This window comes from Thermaurantiacus tibetensis (assembly GCF_015354055.1).
GTDB lineage: Bacteria > Pseudomonadota > Alphaproteobacteria > Sphingomonadales > Sphingomonadaceae > Thermaurantiacus > Thermaurantiacus tibetensis.
Genome location: NZ_JACHTM010000002.1, coordinates 117,350 through 140,131, shown reverse-complemented (window position 1 = coordinate 140,131; position 22,782 = coordinate 117,350). Strand labels below are relative to the sequence as shown.

Here is a 22,782-nt window from a genome sequence, read left to right as displayed (position 1 = left end):
CATCATCCTCCTCGGCCCTCCCGGCGCAGGCAAGGGCACCCAGGCGCAGCGGCTCATCGAGACGCGCGGCATGGTGCAGCTCTCGACCGGCGACATGCTGCGCGCGGCTGTCAAGGCCGGAACGCCGGTCGGGTGCGAGGCGCGCGCCATCATGGAGCGGGGCGAGCTCGTGCCCGACTCGATCGTCTCCGGCCTCATCGACGAGGCGCTTGCGAAGACGCCGTGCGCAACCGGCATCATCTTCGACGGCTACCCGCGCACCCTGGCCCAGGCCGAGAGCCTTGATGCGCTGCTCACCGCCCACGGCCGCCACCTCGACCGCGTGATCGAGCTCGCGGTCGACGAGGACGCGCTCGTCGACCGGATCACCGGCCGCTTCTCCTGCGCCCGCTGCGGCGCGGGCTACCATGACCGCAACAAGCGGCCGCGTGTGGAGGGCGTGTGCGACGTGTGCGGCAGCACCGAATTCCGTCGCCGCCCCGACGACACCGAGGAGACGGTCCGGACGCGGATGGCCGAGTATCGCGCCAAGACCGCGCCCATCCTTCCCGTCTACGAGGCGCGCGGGCTCGTGGCGCGGGTTGACGGCATGGCGCCGATCGAGGAGGTGGAGCGGGAGATTGCCGCCCTGCTTCCGGCCTGACGAACCGGTCAGCGCGACGGCCTGGGTTTTTCCGGCTTGACAGGGAGGCGTGGGCTTCCTAGGCGCACGCGTCCTGATTCCCGCTCCTGTCGGCGCCCCTCGCGGATTCGTTCCGCTGCGCGGCGCGTCCGGCCCGGGAGTCGGGCGACGCAGTGAGATGAGGTGCCTCGCCCAGGGCCCTCGTGGAGCAGGAGCAGTCTGTGGCACGGATCGCCGGGGTCAACATCCCCACCAACAAGCGCGTGGAGATCGCGCTCACCTACATTCACGGGATCGGCCGCACCAAGGCGAAGGAGATCACCGCCAAGCTCGACATTCCTCCCGAGCGGCGGGTCCAGGATCTGACCGACGCCGAGGTGCTGGCCATCCGCGAAACGATCGACCGCGACTATCTCGTGGAGGGTGACCTCCGCCGCGAGGTGGCCATGAACATCAAGCGGCTCATGGATCTCGCCAGCTACCGGGGCCTTCGGCATCGCAAGGGGCTTCCGGTGCGCGGCCAGCGCACCCACACCAACGCGCGCACCCGCAAGGGCAAGGCCAAGCCGATCGCCGGGAAGAAGAAGTGATGGCACGCGAACCCCAGCGCCTGAAGCGCCGCGAGCGCAAGAACATCACCTCTGGCGTGGCGCACGTCAACGCCAGCTTCAACAACACCATGATCACCATCACCGACGCGCAGGGCAACACCATCGCCTGGTCGTCGGCCGGGACCATGGGGTTCAAGGGCAGCCGCAAGTCCACCCCCTATGCCGCCCAGGTGGCGGCCGAGGATGCGGGGAAGAAGGCAGCCGAGCATGGCGTGCGCACCCTTGAAGTGGAGGTGAAGGGGCCGGGCTCGGGCCGGGAGTCGGCGCTGCGCGCGCTGCAGGCCGTGGGTTTTCAGATCACGTCGATCCGCGACGTGACCGCCATCCCCCACAACGGCGTCCGGCCGCCCAAGCGGCGGCGGGTCTGACCGCCGCCCGGCCGGCCGGGGCCCGGCTGGCGCGGATGGCAAGGCGATCGGCCCCGCCAGAGCGTGCGCACGTCGGCGCGGCAGGACGGCGCAGGCAGCAGGACGGGGCAGGCAGCAGGACGGAGAAGCAGGAAAGGCGAGACGGGCGTGGTGGCAGCTTTCGCGAAGAACTGGCAGGAACTCAAGAAGCCGCTTGGCCTCGACGTGCGTCAGGTCGGCTCCCCCAATCGCAAGGCCTTCGTGGCCGAGCCGCTCGAGCGCGGCTTCGGGCTCACGCTGGGCAATGCGCTCCGGCGGGTGCTGCTCTCGAGCCTCCAGGGCGCGGCGGTCACGGCAATCCGCATCGACGGTGCGCTGCACGAATTCTCCTCGCTTCCCGGCGTGCGCGAGGACGTGACCGACATCGTCCTCAACGTGAAGCAGATCGTCGTCAAGATGCAGGGTGACCAGCCCAAGCGCCTGTCGCTCGCGGCGACCGGCCCGGGCCCCGTCACCGCGGGGCAGATCGCGACCTCGGGCGACATCGAGATCGCCAACCCCGATCTCGTCATCTGCACGCTCGACGAGGGCGCGACCTTCAACATGGAGCTCACGGTCCAGACGGGGAAGGGCTATGTGCCGGCGGCCGCCAACCGCCCGGCGGACGCGCCCATCGGCCTCATTCCGGTTGACGCGATCTTCTCGCCGGTCCGGCAGGTGGCCTACAAGGTGGAGAACACCCGGGTCGGCCAGGAGCTCGACTACGACAAGCTGACGCTGACGGTGGAGACCGACGGGTCGGTAACCCCGGATGACGCGGTCGGCTACGCGGCGCGAATCCTTCAGGACCAGCTCCAGCTCTTCGTGAACTTCGAGGAGCCGGCGGTCAGGACGGCGCCGGTTCCCGTGGCGCCCGGCGTGCCGGCAGAGGAGCCCACGAGCATCCTCCTGAACCGCAATCTCCTCAAGAAGGTGGACGAGCTCGAGCTTTCGGTGCGCTCGGCCAACTGCCTCAAGAACGACAACATCATCTACATCGGCGACCTCGTCCAGAAAACCGAGCCGGAGATGCTGCGCACCCCCAACTTCGGCCGCAAGTCCTTGAACGAGATCAAGGAAGTGCTCCAGTCCATGGGCCTTCGGCTCGGCATGGAAATCCCGGGCTGGCCGCCGGAGAACATCGAGGAACTGGCGAAGAAGCTCGAGCAGGAGTTCTAGGGCCGCCGAGGCCAACCCCAGTGCGCTCCGGGGGCAAGCGGGGCGTGGCCGGAGGTACCCGCCCCTGGGCGCGGCCTCCGCGACGAACGGAGAGAAGAGATGCGTCATCGCCTCGCCCACCGGAAGCTCGGGCGCACCACCGCCCACCGCACCGCCATGCTGCGCAACATGGCGGCCGCGCTCATCAAGCACGAGCAGATCGTGACGACGCTCGCCAAGGCGAAGGAGCTTCGGCCCTACACCGAGAAGCTGGTGACGCTCGCCAAGCGCGGGGGCCTCTCGAACCGGCGTCTCGCTCACGCGCGGCTCGGCGACGATGTGCAGCTTCGCAAGCTGTTCGACGTGCTTGCGCCCCGCTACGCCGACCGGCCGGGCGGCTATACGCGGGTGCTCAAGGCCGGCTTCCGCGCCTCCGACCAGGCGCCGATGGCGGTGATCGAGTTCGTCGACCGCGACCCTGCTGCACGCGGACAGGACTCGGGGCCCCGCGAGACCGCGGAAGAGGCGGCCTGAGGCGCCGGGGCGGGTGCGCCCTCGGCTGCGACCGCGCAACGATGGCTTGACCTGGGGCGGGCGCGCGCCACAGGAGTAGCCCATGCGCGGCTTGCGCTTCCGCTACGGTCCCGAGGTGGTGGCGGGGCCGGGCGTGGCCGAGAGCCTCGCGGCGCACCTTCCGCCCGGGCCGGTCCTGTTCGTGACGGATGGACAGCTCCTCGGCCTCGGCCTTGCCCGCCCGGCCCTCGCAGGCCTGCGCAAGGCGGGCCATGACCCCGTCGTCTTCGCTGACGTCGAGGCAGACCCGCCGGAGGCAACGGTGCTCGCGGCCGTTGCCGCGGGCCGGGCAGGCGGAGTCGTCTCGGTGGTCGGCTTCGGGGGCGGAAGCCCGATGGATGTCGCCAAGCTCGCCGCGCTCCTCCTTGGTTCGGGCGAGCCACTCGAAGGCGCCTGGGGCGTGGACCAGGCGAAAGGCCCGCGGCTGCCGCTCCTCCTCGTGCCAACCACCGCCGGCACCGGCTCGGAGGCAACCGGCATCGCGATCATCACGGTGGGGGAGACGGAAAAGCGCGGAGTGGTCTCGCCCCATCTGCTCGCCGACGCTGCCTTCCTCGACGCCACGCTGACGCTCGGCCTGCCGCGGCACGTCACAGCGGCCACGGGCATCGACGCCATGGTCCACGCGATCGAGGCCTTCACGTCCGCGCGGCTCAAGAACCCGCTCTCCGACGCGCTGGCGCGCGAGACGCTGCGGCTGCTGGCCGCAAACCTGCTGCGTGCCTGCGACGCGCCCGACGACCTCGAGGCCCGCGCGGCCATGCTGCTGGGCAGCCACCTTGCTGGCGTGGCCTTCGCGAACGCGCCCGTGGGCGGCGTGCACGCCCTTGCCTACCCGCTCGGCGGGCATTTTCATGTGCCCCACGGCCATTCCAACGCGCTCATGCTGGCGCCCGTGCTCGGCCACAATCTCGTCGCCGCGGCCCCGCTCTATGCCGAGCTGCTCGACTGTCTCGCCCCCGGCCATCCCGCTGCCGGCGCGATGCAGCGGGCGCGGGCCTTCATCGACCGGCTTGCCGACCTGTGTGCCGCCACCGGCCTTCCGCTTCGCCTGCGCGACGTAGGGGTGACGGCAGCCGACCTTCCGCTGCTCGCGGCGGAGAGCCAGAAGCAGCAGCGGCTGCTCGTCAACAACCCCGTGCCGATCGAAGAGGCGGACGCGCGGCGCCTCTACGAAGCCGCGCTGTGAGCGCCCGTGCCCCGCTTCGGCCCCGGGCGCACTACCGGGCCTGGCGCCAAATCCCGACCCGCTGGGCCGACAACGACGTCTACGGCCACGTCAACAACGTGGTCCACTACGCCTGGTTCGACACGGCGGTGAACGCCTGGCTCGTCGAGGCCGGCCTCCTCGACATCCACGCCGGTGCCATCATCGGGCTCGTCGTCGAGACCGGCTGCCGCTATGCGGCCAGCCTCGCCTTTCCGCAGATGGTCGAGGCCGGCATCGCCGTGGCGCGGCTCGGAACCTCGTCCGTCACCTGGCATGTCGGGCTGTTCGCCGAAGGCGCATCCGACGCTGCGGCCGAGGGCCATTTCGTCCATGTCTACGTCGACCGCGCGACCCGGCGGCCTGTGCCACTTCCGGCACCATGGCGCGCGGCCCTCGGGAGCCTGGCCCCTTCCGCCGGCTGAGCCGGCCCGCTAGGCCCGCGCGATGGACTCCATCCTCATCGTCGACTTCGGCAGCCAGCTGACCCAGCTCATCGCCCGCCGTGTACGCGAGGCGCGGGTCTACTGCGAGATCGTGCCGTTCGCGAAGGCGGCGGAAGGGCTGCGGCGCCTTGCGCCCCGGGGCATCATCCTCTCCGGCGGACCTGCCAGCGTGACCGAGGCCGAGGCGCCCGCGCTCGATCCTGCCCTTCTTCGCGCCGGCCTGCCCGTGCTCGGCATCTGCTACGGCCAGCAGGCTCTTGTCGCCGCCCTCGGCGGCCGGGTGGAGCAGGGCCACGCCCGCGAGTTCGGCCGCGCCCATGTCGAGGTTGTCGAGACCTCGGCCCTCCTCGAGGGCCTGTGGGCACCGGGCACGCGCCACCAGGTGTGGATGAGCCACGGCGACCGGGTCACCGCCCTGCCCGAGGGATTCCGCGTGCTGGCCCGCTCGGAAGGGGCGCCGTTCGCGCTCGTCGCCGACGAGGAGCGCCGGTACTACGGCACGCAGTTCCACCCCGAGGTGGTGCACACGCCCGACGGCGCGCGCCTGATCGCCCGCTTCGTCCGCACCATCTGCGGCGCGGCTGGCGACTGGACCATGGCGGGTTTCCGCGCCGCCAAGGTCGAGGCCATCCGCGCCCAGGTGGGGGAGGGGCGGGTGATCTGCGGGCTTTCGGGCGGGGTCGACTCGGCGGTAGCCGCCGTCCTTATCCACGAGGCCATCGGCAGCCAGCTCGCCTGCGTCTTCGTCGACCACGGGCTCATGCGGAAAGGGGAGGCGGCCGAAGTCGTCGAGCTGTTCCGGAACCACTACAACATCCCGCTGGTGGCGGTGGAGGCCTCCGACCGCTTCCTCGCCGCGCTTGTCGGCAAGACCGACCCCGAGGACAAGCGCAAGGCGATCGGCGCCACCTTCATCGACGTCTTCGAGGAGGAGGCGGGAAAGCTCGGAGGGGCCGAGTTCCTCGCCCAGGGCACGCTCTACCCGGATGTCATCGAGAGCGTCTCCGCCCACGGCGGGCCTTCGGTCACCATCAAGAGCCACCACAATGTGGGCGGCCTTCCCGAGCGGATGAAGCTGAAGCTCGTCGAGCCGCTGCGCGAGCTCTTCAAGGACGAGGTGCGGGCGCTGGGCCGCGAGCTGGGGCTGCCGGAGGCCTTCGTCGGCCGCCACCCCTTCCCCGGCCCCGGCCTTGCGATACGAATCCCGGGCGAGGTCACGCGCGCCGACTGCGACCTGCTGCGCGAGGCCGATTCCATCTTCATCGAGGAGATCCGGAATGCCGGCCTCTATGACGCCATCTGGCAGGCCTTTGCCGTGCTGCTTCCGGTGCGCTCGGTCGGCGTGATGGGCGACGGCCGCACCTACGACCGGGCGCTGGCGCTGAGGGCGGTCACCTCGGTCGACGGGATGACGGCCGATGTCTACCCCTTCGCGCCCGAGTTCCTCTCCGCGGTCGCCACGCGGATCGTGAACGAGGTCAGGGGCATCAACCGGGTGGTCTACGACATCACATCGAAGCCGCCCGGCACCATCGAGTGGGAGTAAGTGCGGCAAGCTTGCGCCGGCCCGCTAGAAGGCGCATGCGCAAGGCAGATCGGGGAGGCGCGGTGGCGGATCTTCTGGAACTCTCGCGCCGGGTGATTGACGGCGAGGTGGCCCTCGGCGCGGCGGGGCCGCTCAACCGGATCACCCACGAGCTTTCGGAGCTCGCCGACGGCATCGCGATGGTCGAGGCCTTCAGCCACGCGATCCTGTTCGCAACCGACGAGGGGCTCCTCGTCTTCGACACCTCGAACGAATGGGGCGGGGCGCGCGTGGTGGAGGCCGTGCGCGGCTGGAGAGAGGACCCCTTCGCGACCCTCGTCTTCACCCACGGCCACATCGATCACGTGGGCGGTGCCGGGGCCTTCCTTGCCGATGCCGAGGCGCGCGGGGCGCGCTGGCCGCGCGTGGTCGCACACGAGAATGTGCCGGCGCGCTTCGCCCGCTACCGGCTGACCGACGGCTGGAACCACGCCATCAACGCGCGCCAGTTCGGGCAGTTCCGCAGGCGCGGCTACGACCTTGCCGGGGCGGCGCGATTCCTGCCGGAGACCACGCCCGAGCCCGACACGCTCTACCGCGACCGTCTTGCCCTCGAGGTCGGCGGGCTTGCCGTCGAGCTGCGCCACGCGAAGGGCGAGACCGACGACCACAGCTGGGCGTGGATCCCGGCCCACCGGGCGATCTGCGCCGGCGACTTCTTCATCTGGGCCTTCCCCAACGCCGGCAACCCGCAGAAAGCGCAGCGCTACCCGCGGGAATGGGCAGCGGCGCTCCGGGAGATGGCCGGCATGGGGGCCGAGCTCTTCCTGCCGGCCCATGGCCTTCCCATCGCGGGTGCGGCGCGCATCCGCCGGGTGCTCCTCGAGGTGGCGGGCGCGCTCGAATCGCTCGTCCGGCAGACGCTCGACATGATGAACGCGGGTGCGCGGCTCGACGACATTCTCCATGCCGTGAAGGTCGATCCCGCGCTCCTCGAGAAGCCGTGGCTCGCCCCCGTCTACGACGACCCCGAGTTCGTGGTGCGCAACATCTGGCGGCTCTACGGCGGCTGGTGGGATGGCGAGCCGGCGAATCTCAAGCCTGCGCCGGTGCGCGCGCTGGCAGGCGAGCTGGCGGCGCTCGCCGGCGGCCCACGGCGGCTGGCCGAGCGGGCCGCAGCCCTCCTGTCCTCGGACCTGCGCCTCGCCTGCCACCTCGTCGATTTTGCCGCCGCTGCCGCACCGGAGGATGGCCATGTCCACGCCATCCGCGCGGCCGTCTACCAGGCCCGGCGCGATGCCGAGACGTCGCTCATGGCCAAGGGCATCTTCGGCGCAGCGGCCAACGAGTCGAAGGTGCGGGCCGGCGAGGGCCAGGCGCCTGGGGTCGCGGAAGGGGGTGGGCGAGGCGCGGAGGCGTGACGCGGCGCGCGGCCCGCGCTAGGGGCCGGGCGATGATCGTCATCCACCACAACCCGGCGTGCGGCACCTCGCGCAACGTGCTCGCCATCATCCGCGCAAGCGGCGTGGAGCCGGTCGTCATCGAGTATCTGAAGGAGGGCTGGACCCGGCCGCAGCTCCTCGGCCTCTTTGCCGCGGCCGGCCTCACGCCGCGGGCAGCGCTCCGGGCCAACGTCCCCGAAGCCGAGGGCCTCGCCGAAGCCGACGACGAGACGCTGCTCGCCGCCATGGTGGCGCACCCCGTGCTCGTCAACCGGCCCATCGTCTGTTCGCCGAAAGGGGTGCGGCTCTGCCGGCCGTCGGAAGCGGTGCTGCCGCTGCTCGACCGCCCGCCTCCGGTCGACTTCCGCAAGGAAGACGGGAGCCCCCTCGCCGCATGAGGCCGGCGCTCTTCCTCCTGCTTCTTGCGCCGCTTCTCGCCGGGTGCCTCGTCGGCCGCGCTGCGACCGGGGTCGTCAAGACGACGGGGAAGGCGGTGGGCACCGTCGTCGAGACCGGCTGGGACGCGGCGACCACCACGGCCGAAGAGGCCGAGGAGGACCGCGCGCAGGCCGCCGCGCGCGAACGGCGGCGGCAGGAGCGGTCGCCGGATTGACGCTCTCGGCCGCGCGGCCGCAAGGAGCGCGCATGTCCACCACCTACACGCTCGATACCGCAACTTCGCGCGCCCACCCGGTGCCCGAGCCGGTGCGTCGCCTGACCGTACCGGCGATCGCCGCGCGCAAGGTGGCGGGTCAGACGGCCGAGCCCGTCGTGATGCTGACGGCCTATACCGCGCGCATGGCCCAGCTCCTCGACCGGCACTGCGACATGCTCCTCGTCGGCGACAGCCTCGGGCAGGTCATCTACGGGCTCGACACCACGGTCCGGGTGACGCTCGAGATGATGATCGCCCATGGCGCGGCAGTGGTGCGCGGAAGCTACCGCGCCGTCGTCGTGGTCGACCTGCCCTTCGGCACCTACGAGGCCTCGCCCGAGCAGGCCTTCGCGACGGCCGCCCGCGTGCTGCGCGAGACGGGGGCGGCTGCCGTGAAACTCGAGGGGGGCGAGGTGCTTGCCCCCACCGTCCGCTTTCTCGTCGCACGCGGCATCCCGGTTGTCGGCCACGTCGGGCTCACCCCGCAGGCGGTCAACGCGCTCGGCGGCTATGGCGCGCGCGGGCGCAGCGAGGCGGAAGCCGCGAAGATCCTGGGGGACGCCCGCGCCATTGCTGCGGCGGGCGCCTTCGCTCTGGTGGTGGAAGGGGTGGTGGAGCCGCTTGCGCGCGAGATCCAAGGAGCGGTTGCCTGCCCCGTCATCGGCATCGGTGCGTCTGCCGCCTGCGATGGGCAGGTGCTGGTCATCGACGACATGCTCGGCATGTTCGAGCGGGTGCCGCGCTTCGTGCGGCGCTTCGACAGTCTGGCCGAACGCATCGACGCCGCGGCGGCAGCCTATGCCGCTGCCGTCCGGTCGCGCAGCTTCCCCGCCGAGGCGGAAATCTACCGGCCGAAGCCCTGAGCGGCCAGTTCATGTCCGGGCAAGGCACATTGCGCTTCGCACGCCGTGCGGTCTAGGAGGCCGGTCGGACCGCGACAGGAAAGAGACATTGGCCGAAACGCCCCTGCCCCCTGCGGCCCGCGCCGACGATGATCCCTTTCTGCGCGAGGTCGACGAGGAATATCGCCGCGACGTCTTCCAGAAGTTCCTGCGCGACTGGGGGCGCTGGCTCCTGCTTGCCGTGGGGGTGGGGCTGGTGGCGCTTGCTGGCGTCCTCTTCTGGCGCGAGCAAACCGCGCGCAGCCGGGAGGCCGTAACCGAGAAGCTGGTCTCGGCCTTTCGCGCCATCGAGGCGGGGAACAGCGCGGCCGCCGATGCCCCGCTCGCCGAGGTGCGTGCGGCCGGAAGCCCGGGCCAGCGGGCGCTTGCCGCCGTTGCCGAGGCCGGGCTTGCCGCCCTGCGCAGCGAACCGGAGAAGGCCATCGGCCTCCTTCAGGCGGTAGCGGCCGATGCGTCGGTCGCCCAGCCCCTGCGAGATCTCGCGACGGTGAAGGCCTTGCGGCTGCAGGCGGATTCGCTACCGCCCGAGGACATCCTCGCGCGTGCGCGGCCGTGGCTCGAGGGCGACAGCCCCTGGTTCCCGGCGGTGGCCGAGATCGCGGCAGCCGCGCATCTCAGGGCCGGCCGCGAGGCCGAGGCGGCAGCACTCTTCCTGCGGCTCGCCCGCACGGCGGAAGCTCCCGAGACCCAGCGCGCCCGGGCCGAGCAGATGGCCGCCATGCTGGGCGAGGACACGAGTGCGCTGGCGGACGACCTCGCCCCGGCAGCGCGGGCCGATGCCCGACAAGGGAGCCCGGCCTCCGCCGAGAAGGCCGGCGAATGATGGCCGTGCGGCCTCTCCTTGTCCTCGTCATGGCGGCGCTCGTGCTGGCGGGCTGCGCTCGCGGCGAGCGGCGCGGCCTGTTCCGCAAGGCCCCGCCGGCCAGCCAGACCATCGGGGAGCGCATCTCCGTGCTCGACTTCGAGCGATCGGTCGAGGCGGAGCCGGAGCTGCGCGACCTCGAGGTCGTGCTGCCGCCGGCGCAGGTCAACCCGGCCTGGAGCCAGGCGGGCGGGTCGGCCTCCAAGGCCATGGGCCGTGTCGCCCTGGGTCCGGCCGCCACGCCCCTGTTCCGGGTTTCGATCGGCCGCGGCTCGGATGCGACGCGGCGCCTCAATGCCACCCCCGTCATCCTCGCCAACCGGATGGTGACGATCGACACCGAAGGCCTCGTCCGCGCCTTCGTTGCCGACACCGGGGCCCTGCTCTGGGAACGGCGGCTGGTCTCCGCGCGCCGCCAGGCTGCCCGCCCTGCCTTCGGCGGGGGCGTGAGTCTCGAGGGCGACCGCGTCTTCGCGACCCTCGGGACCGGCGAGGCGGTCGCACTTGATGCGGCGACGGGCGCCGAGCTGTGGCGTGTCGCGATCGGCACGCCGCTCAGGGGTGCACCCACGATCGCCGAGGGGCGGGTGCTGGTGATGACCCACGACAACCGCCTGACCGTGCTCTCTGCCACCACGGGCGAGCAGCTCTGGCAGGTGACGGCAACGCTCGAGCCCGCTGCCATCCTCGGCCCCGGCGCGCCGGCTGTCGATCTCGGCACGGTGGTGGCCGGCTTCTCGTCGGGCGAGCTGTTTGCGCTCCGGGTCGAGAACGGCCGGACCGTGTGGCAGGATCAGCTTGCCCGCACCGGGCGCACCACCGCGCTCGGGGCGCTCTCGGCAATCGTCGCCTCGCCGGTCATCGACCGTGGCCGCGTCTTCGCCATCGGCCACGGCGGGCGGATGGTCGCGATCGAGCTCGCCACCGGCCAGCGCGTGTGGGAACGGAGCTTTGCCGGAGTCTCCACGCCGGCGGTTGCCGGCGAGTTCGTGTTCGTCGTCACCACCGAAGCGCAGGTCGTGGCGCTCACCCGGGGTGACGGCAAGATCCGCTGGGTGACGCAGCTTGCCAGGTTCGAGAAGCCGAAGAAGCGCAGCGGCGCCATCGAATGGGCCGGCCCGATCCTCGCCGGAGACCGGCTCCTCCTCGTCTCCTCGCAGGGCCGCATGGTCGAACTCGACCCGGCCGATGGCCGCCAGGTCGCCGAGCGCAGGCTGGGAGCGCCTGCCTATCTGCCGCCGGTCGTCGCCAACATGATCCTCTATGTCCTGACGGACGACGGCCGCGTCCAGGCCTTCCGCTAGCCATGCCCGGCGCGGCTCCCGCACCCGGGCGGCGTCTGCCGAAGCTGGTCATCCTCGGCCGGCCCAACGTGGGCAAGTCCACCCTTTTCAACCGGCTCGTCGGCCGCCGGCTGGCGCTGGTCGACGATCGCCCGGGGGTCACCCGCGACCGTCGGGAGGCCGAAGGCCGGCTGTTCGACCTCGTCGTGACCGTGGTCGATACCGCCGGGCTCGAGGAAGCCGAGGTCGAGAGCCTCGAGGGGCGGATGCGGGCGCAGTCTGCCGCGGCGCTGGCAGATGCCGACGTCGCCCTCTTCGTGGTCGACGCCCGCGCGGGCCTGACGGAGGGGGATCGCCACTTCGCGCGCTGGCTTCGGGCCGAGGCGCGCGTGCCGGTGGTGCTCGTCGCCAACAAGGCCGAGGGGAGGGCGGCCGAGGCGGGACTCGCCGAGGCTTTCGAGCTCGGCCTCGGTGAGCCGGTCGCCATCTCTGCCGAGCACGGCGAGGGCCTTGCCGACCTGTTCGCGGCCGTGGCCCCCTACCTTCCGCCTCCAGCCGAGGCGCCGCGGCCGGATGCGCCCGCCGACCCCGAGGCGGCACCGCTCCGGCTTGCCATCGTCGGCCGGCCGAATGCGGGCAAGTCCACCCTCATCAATCGCCTGCTCGGCGAGGAGCGGCTGCTGACCGGCCCGGAGGCCGGGATCACCCGCGACAGCATCCGCATCCCCTGGAGCTTCGAGGGCCGGCCCGTCCACCTCATCGACACCGCCGGCCAGCGCCGCCGTGCCAAGGTGGACGACCGGCTGGAGCGGCTTGCCCTTGAGGATGCGGACCGCGCCGTCGACTTTGCCGAGGTCGTCGTGCTCCTGCTCGACTCCACCCGCGGGCTCGAGGCCCAGGACCTCCGCATCGCCGCCCGCGTCGTTGAGGAGGGGCGGGCGCTTCTCGTCGCGCTCAACAAGTGGGACATTGCCGAGGACCAGAGCCGGCTCTTCAACGGGGTGCGCGCGGCGCTTGCCGAGGGCCTGTCGCAGGTGAAGGACGTGCCGCTCCTCGCCGTCTCGGGGCTGACCGGCAAGGGGCTCGACGCGCTCGTCCGGGCGGCCTTCGCCGCCCGCACCCGCTGGAGCCAGAGAATCCCCACCTCGCGGCTCAACCGCTGGTTCGAGGCGACCATCGCCCGCACGCCGCCGCCCGCACCGGGCGGCCGACGCATCCGCCTGCGCTACATCACGCAGGCCCGCACCCGGCCGCCGGGATTCGTCCTCTTCGGGAACCGGCTCGACCTGCTCCCGGGCAGCTACCGGCGCCATCTTGAGAATGCGCTGCGGGCCGACTTCGACCTCGCCGGCGTGCCCATCCGCATGACGTTCCGCAGCAGCCGCAACCCCTACGACCCGTGACTGGGCCTCTGCCAGAGCGTTTCGACCAGCTGCTCGACCGCCCGCCGGCGGAGGCGACCGCCCTCCACTGGCGCGGCGGCGGCATGACCTATGCTGAGCTCCGGCAGAAGGTGGAGGCGCTGGCCGCGGCGCTCGCCGCGCGCATCGCCCCGGGAGACCGGGTTGCCCTGTTCCTGCCCAAGCTCCCCGAGGCGGTCGTGGCCCTGTTTGCCATCTCGCGGGCCGGCGGCATCGGCGTGCCGGTGAACCCGCTTCTGAAGGGCCCGCAGCTTGCCCACATCCTCGCCGACTCGGGCGCGCGCCTCCTCCTCACCCACGCGCCGCGGGCTGCGCTCCTCGGCGGGGAGCCGCCGTGCCCGGTGCTGACCCTCGAGGCGGGCTGGCCGGAGCCCGCGCCCGGTACGCCGCCGGCTCCGCAGGCACCCGGCGGCGACGCGCTTGCGCTCCTCTTCTACACCTCCGGCTCGACCGGCCGGCCCAAGGGCGTGATGGTGACCCACGCCAACCTCCTCGTGGGCGCACGGAGCGTCGCCTCCTACCTCGGGACCTCGCCTGAGGACCGCGTGCTCGCCGTGCTCCCCCTCTCCTTCGACTTCGGCTTCTCCCAGCTGAGCACCGCCTTCCTCGCCGGCGCCTCGGTCATCCTCCTCGACTATCTCGCCCCGCGCGACGTGGTGGCCGCTGCCGTCCGCCATGGTGCCACCCAGCTGGCTGCCGTGCCGCCGCTCTGGGTGCAGCTTGCCGCGCTCGACTGGCCGGAGACCCGCCTTGCCACCCTCTCGGCGAGCGGCGGGCGGATGCCCGAGCCGACGGTGCGCGCGCTACGCCGGCGCTTCCCTGCCGCGCGGCTCCACCTCATGTACGGGCTCACCGAAGCCTTCCGCTCGACGACGCTGCCGCCCGAGCTGGTGGACAGCCACCCCTGGAGCATCGGTCGCGCCATCCCCGATGCCGAGGTGCTCGTCGTGCGCCCCGATGGCAGCGTCGCGGAAGACGGCGAGCCGGGAGAGCTCGTCCACTGCGGGCCGCTCGTCACCCGCGGCTACTGGGGCGACCCGGAGCGGACGGCCGAACGCTTCCGCCCCGCGCCTGCGGCCTCCCGCTACGGCGGCATGGCGGTGTGGTCGGGCGACACCGTCGTCCGCGAGGCGGGCGGGCTCCTGCGCTTCGTCGGCCGCCAAGACGAGATGATCAAGACGATGGGGATGCGCGTCTCGCCGACCGAAGTGGAGGAGCTGGCGATGGCGAGCGGGGCGGTCAGCGCCGCGATGGCGCTTGGCATTCCCGATGCCGAGGCCGGCATGCGCATCCGCCTGCTGGCGGTGCCCGCCGAAGGGCTCTCAGACGAAGCCGTCCGCGCCCGGCTTGCGGCGCATTTCCGCCGCGAGGCGCCAGCGCATCTCGCCCCTTCCGACATCCGCCTGCTGCCGGCCTTCCCGCTCTCGCCCAACGGCAAGATCGACCGCGTTCGGCTCCGCGCGGACCACGGGGCATGACCGGTCTCGACGCCCGTATCCCGCCGGGCTTCGGGCGCGACGCCGAAGGCCGGCTCCTCGTGGCCGGCCGGCCGGCCGAGGCCTGGGTGACAGACGCCGGGGACACGCCGCTCTTCCTCTACGACATGGCACTTGTCCGCCAGCGGATCACGGCCGTGCGCGCGGCCCTGCCGGCCGGGGTTCGCCTGCACTACGCCGTCAAGGCCAACCCCATGCCTGCGCTGCTGCGGGCGATCGCGCCCCTCGTCGATGGCTTCGACGTGGCCTCCGAGGGCGAGCTTGCCGCGGCCCTTGCCGCTGGCATGCCGGCCGAGCGGGTGGGGTTCGCCGGGCCCGGCAAGCGCGACCGTGAGCTCGAGGCTGCCATCCGGGCAGGTGCCGTGCTCTCGATCGAATCCGCCGGCGAGGCGGCCCGCGCGCTGGCGATTGCCAGGTCGCTGGGGCGGCGGGCGCGGGTGCTGCTTCGCGTCAACCCGCCGTTCGAGCTGCGCGGCAGCGGCATGCGGATGGGCGGGGGCGCGCGCCCCTTCGGCGTCGATGCAGTCGACGCGCCCGCCGTGCTGGCCTCGATGGCTGACCCTGCGTTCGACGTCCTTGGCCTCCACGTCTTCGCAGGGTCGCAGAACCTCGATGCGCGGGCGATCGCCGAAGCCCAGGCGGCGACAGTTGCCCTCGCCGCCGCCTTGGCGCCGCACGTGGCGGGGCGGGTGCGGTTCCTGAACCTCGGCGGCGGCTTTGGCGTGCCTTACTTTCCTGCCGACCGGCCGCTCGACCTGGCGGCCGTCGGAGACGCGCTGCGCCGCACCCTCGCCCGTACGCCACCTGCACTTGCCGAGACCGTCTTTGCAATCGAACTCGGCCGCTATCTCGTGGCCGAAGCCGGAGTCTATCTCGCCCGAGTCGTCGACCGGAAGATGTCTGCAGGCACCCTCTTCCTCGTGACCGACGGCGGCATGCACCACCAGCTGGCCGCCACTGGCAACCTCGGCGCAGGCGTGCGGCGCAACTACCCGATCGCGAACGCCTCGCGTGCCGGCGGTGCGCCGGAAGTCGCGACCGTCGTCGGCTGCCTGTGCACGCCGCTCGACCGGTTGGCCGAGAAGGTCGAGCTGTCAGCGACCGAGGTGGGCGACCTCATCGCGGTCTTCATGGCCGGCGCCTATGGGCGGACGGCGAGCCCGGAGGCCTTCCTCGGCCACCCGCCCGCCCGGGAGCGGCTCGTCGACGGCGGCTAGTCGCCGAAGAGCCTGTCCCTGATCGACTGGCCCTCGGGCAGCACGCCGCCGTCGCGGGCAGGGAGCAGGAGCTTGGCGGTGCCCACTCCGGCGGCCACGCCGAGCGCGAGGCCGACCAGCCAGACGAGGAGCGCGGTGCGTCCGCTCGGGCCTCTGGTCTCGCGCATGCTGGTGTCCACGCCTGTCGCTGTTCCCCCTAGCGCGGTTTATATGCAAGAACCATGCCAAAACCGAAAACAGTTTCAGGTCAACGCGCTGTGCCGAACGCGGCTGCGGCAACTGTAAAATCTTCCGACAGGTCCGGGTAGCGGGCGCCAGCGAAATGCAGGCCGTCTGGCGGCGCGTTGAGCCCGAGCGCGCTGCGGTCCCGCGCGGCCAGGGCCTCGCCCACCCGGGCCACGCTCCATCGGCCGAGCCCGACCAGCACGAGGGCGCCCACCATGGAGCGGACCTGGTGGTGGAGGAAGGAGCGCGCCGCTGTCCGCACCTCCAGCCGCTCGGCGTCGGTTGCAACGACGTCGAGCCGGTCGAGTGTCCTGACCGGCGAGCTGGCCTGGCAGTGGACCGAACGGAAGGTCGTGAAGTCGTGCCGGCCGACCAGCAACGCCGCAGCGGCGCGCATCGAGTCGAGGTCGAGCGACCGCGGCACCCGCCACGCGCGCCCCGCCTCGAGCGTGAGCGGAGCCCGCCGCATCACCAGCCGGTAGACATAGGCGCGGCCGATGCAGGAGAAGCGCGCATGGAAGCCGGGCGGCGCCACCTCGCAGGCGAGCACCGCCACCAGCGCGCCCTGGGCCCGCAGGCGCGCGTTCAGCGCCTCCATCAGCCGGAAGGGGGTGATCGCCCGCGCGACATCGACATGGGCCGGCATGGCCAGCGCATGGACGCCGGCGTCGGTTCGCCCGGCGGCGTGGAAGGTGGCGGCCTCGCCCGTCACCTCGTGGAGCGCGGTCTCGAGCGCCTTCTGGACCGACGGGCCATGGGCCTGGCGCTGCCAGCCCATGAAGCCCCTGCCGTCCCACTCCAGGGTGAGCCGGAAGCGCGTCATGCGAGGCGCGGATCGGGGCCGAGGCGCGCCCCGCGCAGCCAAGCCTCCGCCGACATGGCGGCACGGCCTGCCGGCTGCACCGTGAGGAGGCGGAGCACCCCCGCACCGCAGGTCACCCGGCCCGTATCGTCAACGCGTCCGGGAGGTCCTGCGGCAGCCGTGCCGGTCTCCGCTTCCGCTGCGCGCAGCTTGACGCGCTCGCCGCCTGCCTCGAACCAGGCGCCCGGCGACGGCTCCATCGCCCGGACCAGCCGCTCGAGCGCCTCGGCGTCGCGGTGCCAGTCGATCCGTGCCTCGGCCTTGTCGATCTTGGGCGCGTAGGTGGCGCGCGCCGCGTCCTGCGGCTCGGGCTCGATCTCGCCCAGGCGGGCAAGCGCGTCCACCATCAGCCGTGCGCCCATGGCGGCGAGCTCGGCGGCCAGCGCGCCGGCCGTCTTGCCGTCGACGGGTGTCGCGGCCTTGAGGAGCATGGGGCCGGTGTCGAGGCCGGGCTCCATCCGCATGATGGTCACGCCCGTCTCGGCGTCGCCGGCCATGATGGCGCGCTGGATGGGTGCCGCCCCGCGCCAGCGCGGCAGGAGCGAGGCGTGGATGTTGAAGCAGCCGTGGCGGGGCGCCTCGAGAATGGTGCGCGGCAGGAGGAGGCCGTAGGCGGCGACAACCGCGGCGTCGAGGTCGAGCGCGGCGAAGGCCTCGGCCTCGTCCCGGCTCCGCAGCCGCTCGGGCGTGCGGACGGGAAGGCCGAGCGCCTCCGCCCGCCGATGCACCGGCGACGGCGTGATCCGGCCCCGGTTCCCGGGGCGCGGCGGCTGGGTGTAGACGGCGCGGACCTCGTGGCCGGCCTCGACGAGCGCATCGAGCGCCGGCACGGCGAATTCGGGGGTTCCCATGAAGGCGAGGCGCATGGCAGGGCCCTAGCAATGGGAGCCGAGCCCGCGAAGCCTGCTGCCGATGCGCTTGAGGTGGCCCAGGCGCTGCTTGCGCGCCTGCCGGGCCTCGGGCCGCGGTCGGCGCGCCGCGCGCTGCTCCACCTTCTGAAGCACCGCGAACGGCTCCTCGCCCCCCTTGTCGAGGCGCTGGCCCGGGTGGATGCGGCGCTCGCCCGCTGCCCCGTCTGCGGCAACCTCGACGTGACGACCCCCTGCCGCATCTGCACCGACCCGAAGCGCGACCCGGCGCTCCTGTGCGTCGTGGCCGACGTTGCCGACCTGTGGGCGCTCGAGCGCGCGCGCCTCTTCCCCGGCCGCTTTCATGTGCTTGGCGGGCTGCTCTCCGCGCTCGACGGCGTCGGCCCCGAGGATCTCGCGATCGCGCCGCTCCTCGCCCGGCTCGACGGCGTCTCCGAGGTGGTGCTCGCGCTTGCCGCCACGCTCGAAGGGCAGACGACTGCCCACCATGTCGCAGCCCGGCTCCAAGGCTATCCGGTCAGGGTGAGCCAGCTCGCCCATGGCGTGCCGGTCGGCGGCGAGCTCGACCACCTGGATGAAGGGACGCTTGCCCAGGCGCTCCGGCTGCGCCGGCCGCTCTGAGGCGGGGCTTTTCACCGCTCCCGCGCGCGCCTAGATTGCCGCCATGGCCATCCGCCCCATCCTCGAAGTGCCCGACCCACGGCTGCGGCGCGTCTCCGCGCCCGTCGAGGCGATGACGGACGAGATCCGCACCCTCATCGCCGACATGTTCGAGACCATGTACGCGGCGCCCGGAATCGGGCTTGCCGCCGCGCAGGTGGACGTGCCGCTCCGGCTTCTGGTGATGGACTTGGGCGACGGCCCGCCTGACGCCGAGGGGAAGGGCACCCGCAACCCGCGCGTCTTCATCAACCCCGAGATCCTCGAGCCCTCGGCCGAGCGCTCGGTCTACAACGAGGGCTGTCTTTCCGTGCCCGACCAGTATGCCGAGGTGGAACGGCCGGCCGTCGTCCGCGCGCGCTGGCGCGACGAGCACTGGCAGGAGCATGAGGCCGTGCTCGACGGCCTTCTCGCCACCTGCCTCCAGCACGAGATGGACCATCTGAACGGGGTGCTCTTCATCGACCATCTCTCGCGCCTGAAGCGCGACATGCTGCTCAAGAAGCTCGCCAAGGCCCGGGCGGAGGCGCCCCGGAAGACCTCGCCAGCTCCGGCGCGCGTGCGGGCGGCGTGAGCCGCCTCGATTCGCTCGCCCACCCGAAGCCGCCCGAGGATCACGAGGCCCGTCTCAGGGCACTCCAGCTCCGGCTCTATGCGCTCCAGATCGCCTGCCGCCGCGCCGGTCGGGCCGGCCTGATCCTGGTCGAAGGCTGGGACGCGGCCGGCAAGGGCGGCCTCATCAAGCGCCTGACCGCCGAGCTCGACCCCCGCTTCTTCCAAGTGGTGCCAATCGCTGCCCCGAGCGCGCAGGAGAAGGCCGAGCACTGGCTGCAGCGCTTCTGGCGCCGTCTGCCGGCCACGGGGACGTGGACCATCTTCGATCGCACCTGGTACGGCCGGGTCCTCGTCGAACGGGTGGAGGGGTTCGCCAGCGAGGCGGAATGGCGCCGCGCCTATGGCGAGATCGTCGAGACCGAACGGATGATCGCGGCGACCGGCACGGTCATCGTGAAGCTCTTCCTCCACATCAGCCAGAAGGAGCAGGACGAGCGGTTCCGCGAGCGTCTCGAGAACCCGTGGAAGCGCTGGAAGATGGGCCCCGAGGACTTCCGCAACCGCCGCCAGCGCAGGGCCTATGAAGCGGCGATCGAGGAGATGCTGGAGCGGACGGAGAGCCCGTTCGCGCCCTGGCACCTCATCGGCGCGAACAGCAAGGCCCATGCCCGCATTGCCGGCCTCACCGCCATCGCCGAGCGGCTGGGGCACGGGCTCGACCTCTCGCCGCCGCCGCTCGCGCCCGATCTCGCCGCGCTCGCCGAAGCCGACCTCGGCGTCCGCCTGCAGGAGGCCTGAGCGCCGCTACTCGGCGGCCGCAAGCTCCTCGGCAGGCGGCATGTTGTGGCCAAGCAGGCGCAGGAGCTCGGCTGCCGCCTCGACGACGTTGGTGCCGGGGCCGAAGATGGCCTGCACGCCCCTCTCCTTCAGATAGGCATAGTCATCGGGCGGGATGACCCCGCCGGCGACCACCCGGATGTCGGGCCGGCCGGAGTCCTTGAGGGCCTGCACGAGCTCCGGGATCAGCGTCTTGTGGCCGGCGGCAAGCGACGAGGCCCCCACCACGTCGGCCCCGAAGTCGAGCGCGAGTGCCGCCGCCTCGGCCGGAGTCTGGAAGAGCGGCCCCACCATCACCTCGAACCCGAGGTCGGCATAGGCCGAGGCGACGACCTTGGCGCCGCGGTCGTGGCCGTCCTGCCCCATCTTGACGATGAGCACGCGCGGGGTGCGGCCGAGCCGGGATGCGACCGAGGCGATCCCCTCCTTCACCGCAGCGGTGAGCGGGTGGCGGGCAAGCCGCGGGCCGTAGATGCCGGTCACCGTCCTCACCTCGGCAACATGGCGGCCGAACACGCCCTCGAGCGCGTCGGAGATCTCGCCCAGCGTCGCGCGCGCGCGGGCGGCCTCCACTGCGAGGGCCAGCAGGTTCGCATTGCCTCGCGCGCCCTCGGCCAGCGCGGCAAGCGCGGCCTCGACGCGCGCCGGGTCGCGGCCGGCCTTCACCTTCTGGATCCGCGCGATCTGCGCCTCGCGCACGGCGCGGTTGTCCACTTCGAGGAGCTCGGGCACGTCGTCATTGGCCGGCTGGAAGCGGTTGACGCCCACGATCACCGTCTCGCCCGAGTCGATCCCGGCCTGCTTCTCGGCGGCGGCCTTCTCGATCTCGGCCTTGGGCCAGCCGGAGGCGACGGCAGCCGTCATGCCGCCCATCGCCTCGACCTCCTGGATAAGAGCGAAGGCCCTGTCGGCCAGCTCCTGGGTGAGCCACTCGACATAGTAGGAGCCGCCGAGCGGGTCGACCACGCGGGTGATCCCCGTCTCCTCCTGGAGGACGAGCTGGGTGTTGCGCGCGATCCGCGCCGAAAAGTCGGTGGGAAGCGCGATCGCCTCGTCGAGCGCGTTGGTGTGGAGCGACTGGGTGCCGCCGAGCGCGGCCGCCATGGCCTCGACCGTCGTGCGGATGACGTTGTTGTAGGGGTCCTTCTCCTGGAGCGAGACTCCGCTCGTCTGGCAGTGGGTGCGGAGCATCCAGCTCTTCGGGTCCTTCGCGCCGAAGCCCTGCATGATGCCCGACCAGAGCAGGCGCGCGGCCCGGAGCTTGGCGACTTCCATGAAGAAGTTCATGCCGATGGCGAAGAAGAAGGAGAGCCGGCCAGCGAAGGCATCCACCGGCAGCCCCTGCTTCATCGCCGCGCGCACATATTCCATGCCGTCGGCCAGCGTGAAGGCGAGCTCCTGCACCGCGGTCGCCCCAGCCTCGTGCATGTGGTAGCCCGAGATCGAGATGGAGTTGAACTTCGGCATCTCGCGCGCGGTGTAGGCGATGATGTCGGCCACGATCCGCATCGAGGGCTCGGGCGGGTAGATGTAGGTGTTGCGGACCATGAACTCCTTCAGGATGTCGTTTTGGATGGTCCCCTCGAGCTTCGCCCGCGGCACGCCCTGCTCTTCGGCTGCGACGATGTAGAAGGCCATGCAGGGCAGCACCGCGCCGTTCATCGTCATCGAGACCGACATGCGGTCGAGCGGGATGCCGTCGAAGAGGATCTTCATGTCCTCGACGGTGTCGATGGCAACGCCGGCCTTCCCCACGTCGCCCACCACGCGCGGGTGGTCGCTGTCGTAGCCCCTGTGCGTCGCAAGATCGAAGGCGACCGAGAGGCCCATCTGGCCGGCGGCGAGGTTGCGGCGGTAGAAGGCGTTACTCTCCTCCGCGGTCGAGAAGCCGGCGTACTGGCGGATGGTCCAGGGCCGCCCGGCATACATGGTGGCGCGGATGCCGCGGGTGTAGGGTGGAAAGCCAGGGAGGCCGGGCGGGAGCGCGGGCAGGTCGGCCTCGGTGTAGAGCGGCTTCACCGCAATGCCCTCGGGCGTGTGCCAGACGAGGTCGCGGCCCTTCACTTCCTTCGCGGCCAGCGCTTCCCAGTCGGCAAGGGTGGGATTGCTCGGGGTTTCGTCAGCCATGTCGCGCCTTTCCGGCGCGCTGCTAGCCATTGCCAGGCGCCCGGCGTCAACCTCCTGCAATCATCTGCGACGGCCCTGTTGCCAGCCGCTCAGCTGCCGGCGTGCCAGCCCAGCACCAGGTCGAGGAGGAACAGCATCGCCAGCGCGACGACGGCAAGCCCCGCCACGCCGGCCAGAAGCTCGGCCCGCATGTCCTCGCGCACTGGCTCGGCCGGCCAGACCTCATGGTCCCAGACGTCGTTCTCCATGTCCCCTCTCCCGCGCCAATCTGACGACACGGGAGGGATGTCTGTCAACCCGCAACAGATGCACCGGAGATTTCTCCGATTGACCAACTCCGATACAAATAAAATATCGAGACGTTGGCTTGGGGGCAGAGTTGTGGGCGCATCCTGCGCCATATTCCCGACGGAGCGTGTCGGATGAATGCCGATACCGTTGTGAGCCCGCGTCTCCCGGTCGCAGGAGTGTCGCTGGCCGCCAGTCCCGTCATTGCGGAGGATTTCGTGTCTCCGCGACCCGGCGGTGGCCGGGTGGTGGAACGCACGGTCTACACCTTCGCCTATGCGGAGATCTGGCAGACCGACAAGGATGGCAAGGACGCCACCGGCATACCCCTGCGCGCGGGATGGGTTGGGGCCCCGCCCGGAGGCGATTTCACTGCCATCGATGGTGGATGGAGCATTTTTGTAAGGGATGAGGTGCGGATGTTCGTTCCTCGCAATCCGAAACTGCCGGATGTGCGCCAGCGCATCACCGACTGAAGCGCGGAGTTGCGGCCAAGCCCGCCTGAGCCACGGTTCGCCGAAGATGAGTCCTCGCCCTCGATGAGTGGGGCTGC

The 22,782-nt window shown here is 71.7% G+C and carries 26 protein-coding genes; 21 read left to right on the top strand and 5 right to left on the bottom strand.

Features of this window, described 5'->3' with window-relative positions; translation table 11 throughout:
• Position 1 precedes the first annotated feature (1 nt).
• The 17 genes from H3H34_RS05275 (at position 2) to H3H34_RS05195 (ending at position 15,806) form a co-directional block, all read left to right on the top strand.
• Entirely contained in the window at positions 2-643 is a 642-nt protein-coding gene (locus H3H34_RS05275) for an adenylate kinase (RefSeq protein ID WP_194744854.1), read from the top strand.
• A 200-nt stretch (positions 644-843) separates the two neighbouring features.
• Positions 844-1,212 carry a 30S ribosomal protein S13 gene (rpsM, locus tag H3H34_RS05270; RefSeq protein ID WP_194744242.1) on the top strand — a complete coding sequence of 123 codons (369 nt, stop codon included), beginning with the start codon at positions 844-846 and terminating at the stop codon, positions 1,210-1,212.
• The gene (gene rpsK / locus H3H34_RS05265) at positions 1,212-1,601 is read left to right on the top strand and encodes a 30S ribosomal protein S11 (protein ID WP_194744241.1); all 390 of its coding nucleotides are present in this window, start codon (positions 1,212-1,214) and stop codon (positions 1,599-1,601) included. Before rpsM ends, rpsK begins: the two co-directional genes overlap by 1 nt.
• Positions 1,602-1,751: 150 nt before the next feature.
• Positions 1,752-2,798 (top strand): DNA-directed RNA polymerase subunit alpha, encoded by a 1,047-nt coding sequence (locus tag H3H34_RS05260; RefSeq protein ID WP_194744853.1) that lies wholly within the window; start codon positions 1,752-1,754, stop codon positions 2,796-2,798.
• A gap of 99 nt (positions 2,799-2,897) precedes the next feature.
• Complete coding sequence (gene rplQ, locus H3H34_RS05255; protein WP_194744240.1) at positions 2,898-3,311, top strand: 50S ribosomal protein L17; 414 nt, start codon at positions 2,898-2,900, stop codon at positions 3,309-3,311.
• 82 nt (positions 3,312-3,393) lie between these two features.
• Positions 3,394-4,539: an iron-containing alcohol dehydrogenase gene (locus H3H34_RS05250; RefSeq protein ID WP_194751869.1), complete on the top strand. Its 1,146-nt coding sequence runs from the start codon at positions 3,394-3,396 to the stop codon at positions 4,537-4,539.
• Positions 4,536-4,982, top strand: coding sequence for an acyl-CoA thioesterase (locus tag H3H34_RS05245; RefSeq protein ID WP_194744238.1), 447 nt, complete (start codon positions 4,536-4,538; stop codon positions 4,980-4,982). Before H3H34_RS05250 ends, H3H34_RS05245 begins: the two co-directional genes overlap by 4 nt.
• A gap of 22 nt (positions 4,983-5,004) precedes the next feature.
• Positions 5,005-6,549 carry a glutamine-hydrolyzing GMP synthase gene (gene guaA / locus H3H34_RS05240; protein ID WP_194744237.1) on the top strand — a complete coding sequence of 515 codons (1,545 nt, stop codon included), beginning with the start codon at positions 5,005-5,007 and terminating at the stop codon, positions 6,547-6,549.
• Between the two features lie 62 nt (positions 6,550-6,611).
• Positions 6,612-7,949 carry an alkyl sulfatase dimerization domain-containing protein gene (locus H3H34_RS05235; protein ID WP_194744236.1) on the top strand — a complete coding sequence of 446 codons (1,338 nt, stop codon included), beginning with the start codon at positions 6,612-6,614 and terminating at the stop codon, positions 7,947-7,949.
• Between the two features lie 32 nt (positions 7,950-7,981).
• Positions 7,982-8,368: an arsenate reductase family protein gene (locus H3H34_RS05230; RefSeq protein ID WP_194744852.1), complete on the top strand. Its 387-nt coding sequence runs from the start codon at positions 7,982-7,984 to the stop codon at positions 8,366-8,368.
• Positions 8,365-8,583 carry a hypothetical protein gene (locus H3H34_RS05225; RefSeq protein ID WP_194744235.1) on the top strand — a complete coding sequence of 73 codons (219 nt, stop codon included), beginning with the start codon at positions 8,365-8,367 and terminating at the stop codon, positions 8,581-8,583. The genes H3H34_RS05230 and H3H34_RS05225 overlap by 4 nt, the downstream gene beginning before the upstream one ends.
• Positions 8,584-8,615: 32 nt before the next feature.
• Positions 8,616-9,488 (top strand): 3-methyl-2-oxobutanoate hydroxymethyltransferase, encoded by an 873-nt coding sequence (gene panB / locus H3H34_RS05220; RefSeq protein ID WP_194744234.1) that lies wholly within the window; start codon positions 8,616-8,618, stop codon positions 9,486-9,488.
• A gap of 88 nt (positions 9,489-9,576) precedes the next feature.
• Positions 9,577-10,350, top strand: a complete 774-nt coding sequence (locus tag H3H34_RS05215) for a tetratricopeptide repeat protein (protein WP_194744233.1) — start codon at positions 9,577-9,579, stop codon at positions 10,348-10,350.
• Complete coding sequence (locus H3H34_RS05210; protein WP_194744232.1) at positions 10,350-11,693, top strand: PQQ-like beta-propeller repeat protein; 1,344 nt, start codon at positions 10,350-10,352, stop codon at positions 11,691-11,693. The genes H3H34_RS05215 and H3H34_RS05210 overlap by 1 nt, the downstream gene beginning before the upstream one ends.
• A 2-nt stretch (positions 11,694-11,695) precedes the next feature.
• Positions 11,696-13,075, top strand: a complete 1,380-nt coding sequence (der, locus tag H3H34_RS05205; RefSeq protein WP_194744231.1) for a ribosome biogenesis GTPase Der — start codon at positions 11,696-11,698, stop codon at positions 13,073-13,075.
• The gene (locus H3H34_RS05200; protein WP_328831318.1) at positions 13,072-14,571 is read left to right on the top strand and encodes an AMP-binding protein; all 1,500 of its coding nucleotides are present in this window, start codon (positions 13,072-13,074) and stop codon (positions 14,569-14,571) included. Before der ends, H3H34_RS05200 begins: the two co-directional genes overlap by 4 nt.
• Positions 14,568-15,806 carry a pyridoxal-dependent decarboxylase, exosortase A system-associated gene (locus tag H3H34_RS05195; protein ID WP_194744230.1) on the top strand — a complete coding sequence of 413 codons (1,239 nt, stop codon included), beginning with the start codon at positions 14,568-14,570 and terminating at the stop codon, positions 15,804-15,806. Before H3H34_RS05200 ends, H3H34_RS05195 begins: the two co-directional genes overlap by 4 nt.
• Here the strand turns inward: H3H34_RS05195 and H3H34_RS05190 are convergent.
• From H3H34_RS05190 to fmt, 3 genes are all read right to left on the bottom strand, one after another.
• Complete coding sequence (locus H3H34_RS05190) at positions 15,803-15,985, bottom strand: hypothetical protein (RefSeq protein WP_207790804.1); 183 nt, start codon at positions 15,983-15,985, stop codon at positions 15,803-15,805. The genes H3H34_RS05195 and H3H34_RS05190 overlap by 4 nt on opposite strands.
• A gap of 68 nt (positions 15,986-16,053) precedes the next feature.
• Positions 16,054-16,854, bottom strand: a complete 801-nt coding sequence (truA, locus tag H3H34_RS05185) for a tRNA pseudouridine(38-40) synthase TruA (RefSeq protein ID WP_194744228.1) — start codon at positions 16,852-16,854, stop codon at positions 16,054-16,056.
• Entirely contained in the window at positions 16,851-17,759 is a 909-nt protein-coding gene (gene fmt / locus H3H34_RS05180; protein ID WP_194744227.1) for a methionyl-tRNA formyltransferase, read from the bottom strand. Before fmt ends, truA begins: the two co-directional genes overlap by 4 nt.
• 15 nt (positions 17,760-17,774) lie before the next feature.
• Here fmt and recR point away from each other — a divergent pair, with 15 nt between their 5' ends.
• From recR to H3H34_RS05165, 3 genes are read left to right on the top strand one after another with little or no spacing between them, the layout of a single operon-like run.
• A complete protein-coding gene (gene recR / locus H3H34_RS05175) occupies positions 17,775-18,383 on the top strand; it encodes a recombination mediator RecR (protein ID WP_194744226.1) in 609 nt (202 codons plus the stop codon).
• Positions 18,384-18,426: 43 nt separating this feature from the next.
• Positions 18,427-18,996, top strand: a complete 570-nt coding sequence (def, locus tag H3H34_RS05170) for a peptide deformylase (protein ID WP_194744225.1) — start codon at positions 18,427-18,429, stop codon at positions 18,994-18,996.
• Positions 18,993-19,775: a polyphosphate kinase 2 family protein gene (locus H3H34_RS05165; protein WP_194744224.1), complete on the top strand. Its 783-nt coding sequence runs from the start codon at positions 18,993-18,995 to the stop codon at positions 19,773-19,775. The genes def and H3H34_RS05165 overlap by 4 nt, the downstream gene beginning before the upstream one ends.
• A gap of 6 nt (positions 19,776-19,781) precedes the next feature.
• Here H3H34_RS05165 and scpA read toward each other — a convergent pair whose 3' ends face one another.
• Both scpA and H3H34_RS05155 read right to left on the bottom strand, forming a co-directional pair.
• Positions 19,782-21,941, bottom strand: coding sequence for a methylmalonyl-CoA mutase (gene scpA, locus H3H34_RS05160; RefSeq protein ID WP_194744223.1), 2,160 nt, complete (start codon positions 21,939-21,941; stop codon positions 19,782-19,784).
• Between the two features lie 89 nt (positions 21,942-22,030).
• Positions 22,031-22,189, bottom strand: a complete 159-nt coding sequence (locus tag H3H34_RS05155; RefSeq protein WP_194744222.1) for a hypothetical protein — start codon at positions 22,187-22,189, stop codon at positions 22,031-22,033.
• Positions 22,190-22,363: 174 nt separating this feature from the next.
• On the opposite strand from H3H34_RS05155, the gene H3H34_RS05150 reads away from it, so the two are divergent.
• The gene (locus H3H34_RS05150) at positions 22,364-22,705 is read left to right on the top strand and encodes a hypothetical protein (RefSeq protein ID WP_194744221.1); all 342 of its coding nucleotides are present in this window, start codon (positions 22,364-22,366) and stop codon (positions 22,703-22,705) included.
• Positions 22,706-22,782: the final 77 nt, after the last annotated feature.